Annotated in this window: 7 protein-coding genes; 2 read left to right on the top strand and 5 right to left on the bottom strand. The window is 38.0% G+C overall.

Annotated features, from left to right (window positions below; genetic code table 11):
* From F6K22_RS25335 to F6K22_RS25320, 4 genes are all read right to left on the bottom strand, one after another.
* Positions 1 to 349: hypothetical protein (locus tag F6K22_RS25335; protein WP_293104360.1), on the bottom strand; the 349-nt coding region annotated here is incomplete at its 3' end.
* An 18-nt stretch (positions 350 to 367) separates the two neighbouring features.
* A complete protein-coding gene (locus tag F6K22_RS25330) occupies positions 368 to 763 on the bottom strand; it encodes a hypothetical protein (RefSeq protein ID WP_293104356.1) in 396 nt (131 codons plus the stop codon).
* Positions 764 to 883: 120 nt separating this feature from the next.
* Complete coding sequence (locus tag F6K22_RS25325; RefSeq protein ID WP_293104363.1) at positions 884 to 1,963, bottom strand: ATP-binding protein; 1,080 nt, start codon at positions 1,961 to 1,963, stop codon at positions 884 to 886.
* A 123-nt stretch (positions 1,964 to 2,086) separates the two neighbouring features.
* Positions 2,087 to 2,869, bottom strand: a complete 783-nt coding sequence (locus F6K22_RS25320; protein WP_293104353.1) for a serine/threonine protein kinase — start codon at positions 2,867 to 2,869, stop codon at positions 2,087 to 2,089.
* Between the two features lie 610 nt (positions 2,870 to 3,479).
* On the opposite strand from F6K22_RS25320, the gene F6K22_RS25315 reads away from it, so the two are divergent.
* Positions 3,480 to 4,991: a reverse transcriptase domain-containing protein gene (locus F6K22_RS25315; protein WP_293104351.1), complete on the top strand. Its 1,512-nt coding sequence runs from the start codon at positions 3,480 to 3,482 to the stop codon at positions 4,989 to 4,991.
* A gap of 547 nt (positions 4,992 to 5,538) precedes the next feature.
* On the opposite strand, the gene F6K22_RS25310 is transcribed toward F6K22_RS25315, so the two are convergent.
* On the bottom strand, positions 5,539 to 5,772 hold the full coding sequence (locus tag F6K22_RS25310; RefSeq protein WP_293104348.1) for a hypothetical protein: 234 nt from the start codon (positions 5,770 to 5,772) through the stop codon (positions 5,539 to 5,541).
* A 167-nt stretch (positions 5,773 to 5,939) separates the two neighbouring features.
* Here F6K22_RS25310 and malQ point away from each other — a divergent pair, with 167 nt between their 5' ends.
* Positions 5,940 to 7,229: a 4-alpha-glucanotransferase gene (gene malQ / locus F6K22_RS25305; RefSeq protein ID WP_293104345.1), complete on the top strand. Its 1,290-nt coding sequence runs from the start codon at positions 5,940 to 5,942 to the stop codon at positions 7,227 to 7,229.
* Positions 7,230 to 7,250 lie beyond the last annotated feature (21 nt).

Below are 7,250 nucleotides of genomic sequence, written 5' to 3'. Positions count from 1 at the left end.
GAGATATTCCTGACTGCAAAGATAGATTAATTTGCCCGCATATAATCAGTGGGAACAATTCTGGTTTGCTAACAAATGCGATAGGAACAAGAGATGATAAAATGCGAAGTGCTGCTGATTTTTCTGTGTCTTGCAACAATGGTAAATTAATCAGTTCTGAGATATTTTTTCCCCTCAAGTTACTTTGAGTTTTTTGCAAGTATTCTTGAATATCCAATGGAGTTATATTTGTGGGAAAGCTAATACCAATAAGTTCTAAAACAGATAAGCCAATCCTCAGAGCTTCTTGCAGTTTAGTCTGAGCAATACAAGCTTGTATTTTAATTTCATAGACTTTGACTTTATCCAAGAGGTTATTACCTTTTTCTCAGACAATATCCACCAACTTCTCCATTTCTTCAAACTCACCATACAAATAGTTGGCTTCGGCTGCTGATTCATGTAGTTTCAATGTTAGTTGATATTGAGTTAACCAACTATTTTCTGTAATTAGATTTATCCCAGTATTCAAATAAGATATTGCTGATTTATAAGCCGTTGATACTTTAGCTTTTATTCCTGCTCTTAAATTTAAACTTGCTAAGTTTTCCCTAACATCTTTTTCTCTAATTAATTCCACTCCATAATTGAGTTTATTCACAATTTCAAAGATTTTTTCTTCTAGCTCCTCATCCCTAGTATTTTTCAACAATAATCTGCCGATTTTTAGATGAGTTTCTTGCTTGTTTTGTTCCGGAATTAAACTATAAGCTGCTTGTTGCACCCGGTCGTGGAGAAAATGATAAATCGGTGTTTTTATATCTTTGATTTCTAGCCAATTATCATCCTTTTATCCCCGATCAAATTTGTAGCTTTCATCTATTGGCAAAATCAATCCTTCTGATCAAGCATTCCACAAATATGAAGCAGTTTCTGATCGAGATTTATCGTATACAACCGAGAGAGTTTCTAAGTCAAACTGATTACTTATACAAGCTGCTAATTTTAATAATTCTTGAGTTGATTGGGGTAGTTTTTGAATTTGGTCTGCCATCAATTCCACCACATCCCCACTCTCTGCCAAAATTTTAATTTCTGGCAAATTGAACAACCATTTCCCCTGTTGATAGTTATCATAAATTAATCCTTCTTTGTGCAAATATTTGATAAATTGAGTGCTAAAAAATGGATTACCTTGAGTTTTACGATAAATCTGTTCTGTTAGTGCTAGTGATTTTTCAGGAGAATAATTGATAGTATCAGCCACCAAATTATTCAGTGCTGACTGACTTAAAGGAGACAGAATTATTTGATTAACTATCCCTCCTAGATTTTTAATTTCTTCAATAGTTAATATCAAAGGATGCCCAGGATTTACTTCATTATCTCGGTAAGCTCCCATCAATAATAAATAGTTAATATCTATTTTTTCCATCACCAACTTCATCAATTTCAGAGAAGCCAAATCTGCCCATTGTAAGTCATCCAAAAATATTACTAAAGGATGCTCTGCTTGAGCAAATACAGAAATAAATTTTGAGAATAATAAATTGAACCGATTTTCCGCTGCACTCGAAGATAATTCTGTCGCTGGAGGTTGTTTTCCAATCAATAATTCTAATTCCGGAATTACATCTATGATTACTTGTGCTTCTTCTCCTAATATTTCTTGTAATTCAGTGGCTATCCCTTGTAACTTTTCTTCTGGTTCACTTAAAATTTGCTTAATCAATTCTGGAAAGGCATTTAACCATGCTGAAAATGGTATATCTCTTTGAAATTGGTCAAATTTTCCATCAATAAAATAACCTCGTTTTTCGACAATTGGTTTATGAATTTCATTCACTAATGCTGATTTCCCAATTCCAGAAAATCCTCCCACTAACATCAATTCAGTTTGAGATTTTTCTCCCTCGGCAACTCGGTCAAATGCTGTGAGTAATTTATCTACTTCTTTCTCTCTGCCATAGAGTTTTTCTGAGATAATTAAACTGTTTATACGGTCTTTTGTGCCTAATTCAAATAGTTTTATTGACCGATTTTTTTCCCATTTATACTGACACTTTTCTAGGTCGTATCGTAATCCTGCTACTGTTTGATAGCGGTGTTATGACATTTTCGCCATCAATTTGCAGACTATTTCAATGAGAGGTTCTGGTATGTTTGGATTAATATCAATTATGGGTTTAGGATCCCGAGCAATGTGACAATGAACTAATTCCATTGTATCTTCTGAAGTAAAAGGAAGTTGCCCTGTTAAAAGTTGATAAAATGTGGATCCTAATGAGTATAAATCACTCCGATAATCAATACCTCTATTCATTCTACCCGTTTGTTCTGGTGATATGTAAGCCAGGGTTCCTTGCAAAGTATTAGAATTCCGGATTTGTGTAGTTTCTTTAGGTAGTTTAGTTGTGCTACTAAAATCTATGATTTGGATTTTTTTTGTATGGGGATTAATAATAATATTATCGGGTTTAATGTCTTTATGAATTATTTGATTTTGGTGTAATTTTTCTAGGGGGTTAATTATTTGTAGAGCAATCTGAAAAAATTGACTGATGTCTAGAGAAATAATGTTTAAATCAGAGGTATCTTGGTTCCTTAGATATTGGTAAAGAGAGATACCTCCAAAATCTTCCATTACTAACATTAAACGTTGCTCAAATTTTTCCAGTGCTAGCATTTTTACTACTCCTGGAAAGTTCAAGTTTTTCACCAGAGTATAAGCGTTGCGATATTGAGTTAACTGCTGGAAACTAGGATAGGGATAGTTTGGTAACTTAAGAATAACTGGTTTTTGGGATAATTTTTCATAGGCGCGATAAACAATGGTGCGATAGCTGGCGTATATTTGTTGGAGAATTTGGTAGTTAAGAATTTTTTGCATAAGTTAATTTAGTGCGACTCGTTCCTATTAGGAGCTTCTAGTAACTAGAAGGGTATGAATAGGGTCAAACGAGGCCACAGCGGAAGAGCCTGCAATAAGCGAGGCCGCCAAAGAAGAGCCTGTTGGATAACTGAGTTACGGATGCTGGTGATAATCCAGCCCGCTAAGGGACAGCGGACTCCCGACCTGGCCACGCCGAGTCAGACCTTTTCACTGACAGAGCGAAGCTGGCATCAGGCCCTAATCAGAGCTGAGAGAGATAGGCGCACTGGGGGTAATGGGGAGACGGCACGGGTACATTACGGAATGTCCTGAAAAAGCGTCTTAACTTACAGCGGAGTTCTCAAACTAATACTCCGACTGCACACGGGAAATCCCCGCACCATAATAAATTAATAGGTGCATCCCTGGGGACCGTGTAGGCGAATTGGACAGCCCTAAACCGTCAAAACAATCTATAACTCGGAACGAGGAAAAACGTTGAGAGAGTCTCTTGGGATTTGGTCGAAATCTAGAGTAGGTGGGAAAGCACGGAAACCTCTCCAACGGGTAGGATGCAAGCGCAAATTGCTTGCAGGGTAATCAGCGTAGTGAATAAGAGTAAGAGAGTATGCTTAGACACATGAGTAATCATAGTGAAGCCTGGAGCATTCAAAAATGGAAGAAATTCCAGAAAAATCTGTTCCGCCTCCAAAAACGAATCTACAAAGCCATGCAGAATGGAGACACCCCTAAGGTATTAAGTCTTCAACGCCTGGTGCTGAAATCCCATGCTGCAAGGATGCTGGCTGTAAGACAAGTCTCTGAGCTTAATTCTGGGAAGAAAACTTGTGGGGTCGATGGACAAAAATCCTTAAACTTCAAACAAAGGCTTAACTTAGCTCAAAAGCTAAAAGAAGCAAACCACTGGGAACATGAAGGATTAAGGGAAGTTAAAATCCCCAAGAAAAATGGGAAAATCCGAACACTAAAAATCCCAACCATCGCAGATAGGGCATGGCAATGTCTTGTCAAATATGCCTTAGAACCCGCCCACGAAGTAACCTTCCACGCCCGAAGTTATGGCTTTAGACCCGGAAGAGGCGCACAAGACGCACAAAAATACGTCTTTGATAACCTAAACAGTAGGGTTAAAGGCCAGGAAAAAAGGGTAATCGAACTAGACATTGAAAAATGTTTCGACACAATCAACCACAAGGCGATTATGACTAATGTCATTGCCCCTCAACAAATAAAAACGGGGTTGTGGAGATGTTTAAAGGCAGGGGTATCACCGGAGTTTCCAGAACAAGGTACACCCCAAGGTGGTGTAGTATCACCATTACTAGCCAACATAGCATTAAATGGTATAGAAGATATCCACCCATCTGTAAGATATGCGGATGATATGATATTTCTCTTAAAACCAAAAGATAGTGCTGAGAAGATTTTAGAAAAAATACAGCAGTTCCTAGCAAAACGCGGGATGAATATATCAGCTCCTAAGACAAAGATAACGCGGGCAACGGCAGGCTTTGATTTCTTGGGATGGCACTTCAAAGTGCAGAAAAACGGGAAATTTCGATGTACTCCTTCACAGGAAAACTACGAAAAACTCCGCAAGAGAGTAAAAGCTATAGTCAACAACTCTGCATTAGCTACTGCCACCAAAGCGAAAAAGCTAGGCCCCATTATCAGAGGTTGGAGAAACTACCACCGCTATTGTAAGATGGACGGGTCAAGGTTTAGTTTATGGTACTTAAACCAAGATACCTTTAAACGGTTTAAATCCGACAAAAATAAAGGCAAAGATGAAGCCACAAAACTCGTAAATCAAGCATTCCCAGCGGTAAACTACTCCGAAAACAAGTTCGTCATGGTCAAAAGGGAAAAATCTCCTTATGATGGTGACTTGCTCTACTGGAGCAAAAGAAATTCCAACCTATACGATGGTCACACAGCAAAAACGCTAAAACTGCAAGGCTACAAATGTGGGTACTGTGGGCATTACCTAGAAGGAAACGAAAAGGTACACTTGCATCACATCGACGGCAACCACGACAATTGGAAACCTAAGAATCTCTTAGCAGTACACGAGTCATGTCACGATTACATCCACATGGGCAAAAGGCCAAAAGCCTAAGATCATCTAGGAGCCGTGATGCGGTGAAAGTCGCACGTCCGGTTCTGAAGGAGAGGTGCGAGGGATAATACCCTCCATCGACTCTAACACTAGAGGTAATGTCTTCTATTTAGATTAATTCTTACTACATAGCAAAAATTTCCCTGGTGAAATAATTACTGCTTACTTATAGCATAGTAAAATAAATTAGCTTTTGTTCTACATATTTGGTACTTAGACATTTTATGGTCGAAAAAATAGCTGAAATTCAGTCTAGACAAGGGAATTAGGTCGATGCCATAAAAATCGCTGAAACCCTTGACAGTTAAGGATTTATACTTTTTTGAGGTGAAACCCTCTGCCTATATATATTTGAGACTATTTTATTACTCCGATCGGTTGCGTCTAGTGCACCCCGCGGGGTCGCACCGCTATTCCCTAGCCGAAATAGCACAGAAAATCATAGCTAAATTCACCAAGACCGGAATTGCTATATAAGTATAAGACATTGCTGATTCTAGGTATGATATAGAATCCGGTTATATAATATATGTTGATAATTCTATAGTTACTTCAAGCCTTCAATCTCTCCACCTCCCCATCTCCCCATGTCTCCACCTCCCCCATCTCCCCACCTCCCCATCTCCCCATCTCCCCCAACCATATAATAACTATTCAACCGGATTTGATATGATTTGATAATTTGGGATTGTTTGAAACTTGTTAATATTAACTGTTCCTTATTACCTATAAACTTACTTTCATACCTTAATTCAGCAATCCCAAGCATAAAAATAAGCATAAATTCAAGGTTCCTGCCACTAAAGACTATCTTGTAAAGTTTTGTGAAATTTAGTTACTTAAAATTATAAAAAGTACAATTCAGAAACATTACCCTCATTTATACTTAGATTTGGCTAGAAACTGTACGATCTGCTAAGATTTCATTATTCAGACATAAAAAATACTATGACTTTTGAACGTGCAAGTGGGATCATACTACACCCCACCAGTTTACCCAGTAGATTCGGTATCGGTGATTTAGGCAAATCAGCTTATGAGTTTATTGATTTTCTGGTAAGAAGTGGGCAAAAAATTTGGCAAATATTACCCCTAGGTCCAACAGGTTATGAACATTCGCCCTATACCATGAACTTTAGCGCCTTTGCAGGAAATCCTCTATTAATTAGCCTAGATATATTAGCAGAAAAAGGATTACTAAATCCTGATGAACTTACACCTCTCCCCTCCGAAGGCGACCCAGCATACAGTAGAGTAAATTTTGCCGAAGTCATTCCCCACAAAACTAAATATTTTCAACAAGCTTACGATCGCTTCAAACAAGCCATTCCTTCAGAATATGAAACATTTTCTCAAGAACAATCTTATTGGTTAGATGACTATGCTTTATTTATGGCATTACATGAAGCAAACCCAGACAAAACATGGAATCAATGGGAACCAGGTTTAGCTCGCCGAGAACCAAATGCTTTAAAAATAGCATCTGAAATTCTACATGAAAGTATTCAATATCATAAATTTTTGCAATTTCAGTTTTTTGAACAATGGAAAAAACTCCGCCAATACTGTAACGAGAAAAATATCAAAATTATCGGTGATGTTTCCATCTATGTCTGCCATCATAGTGCAGAAGTTTGGAGTCACCCAGAAAACTTTGAACTCAACCCAGAAACCTTAGAAACTGCATGGAAAGCAGGAGTACCACCAGACTACTTTAGTGCGACTGGTCAATTATGGGGAAATCCTGTCTATAACTGGGAAAACTTGATCAAGACTAACTTTGCTTGGTGGATCGAAAGATTTAGAGCAACTTTACAATATGTAGACGTCGTGCGTGTTGACCATTTTCGCGGTTTTGAAGCTTTCTGGCGAGTGCCAGCAGGGGAAGAGAATGCTATTAATGGGGAATGGGTAAAAGCGCCTGGTTATAAATTTTTTGAAAAATTACGGGAAACTTTGGGCAGTCTACCTATCTTGGCAGAAGATTTAGGAATTATTACTTCTGAAGTAGAACAAATGCGCGATCGCTTTGAATTTCCAGGAATGCGAATATTATTATTTGCTTTTGGTGGAGATGTAAATAATCCCTATTTACCTCACTGTTACATCAACAACTGTATAGTTTACACAGGAACTCACGATAATGATACTACTCTTGGTTGGTGGTCTAGAGCTACTCAGGAGGAAAAACACCACGTTGCTCGATATCTGGCTTATACCTCTGATAGCGATATCTAAGAAATCAATTTGTCTCTCATA

Source organism: Okeania sp. SIO2F4, from assembly GCF_010672385.1.
GTDB lineage: Bacteria > Cyanobacteriota > Cyanobacteriia > Cyanobacteriales > Microcoleaceae > Trichodesmium.
This window is presented reverse-complemented; position numbering and strand designations above follow the sequence as displayed.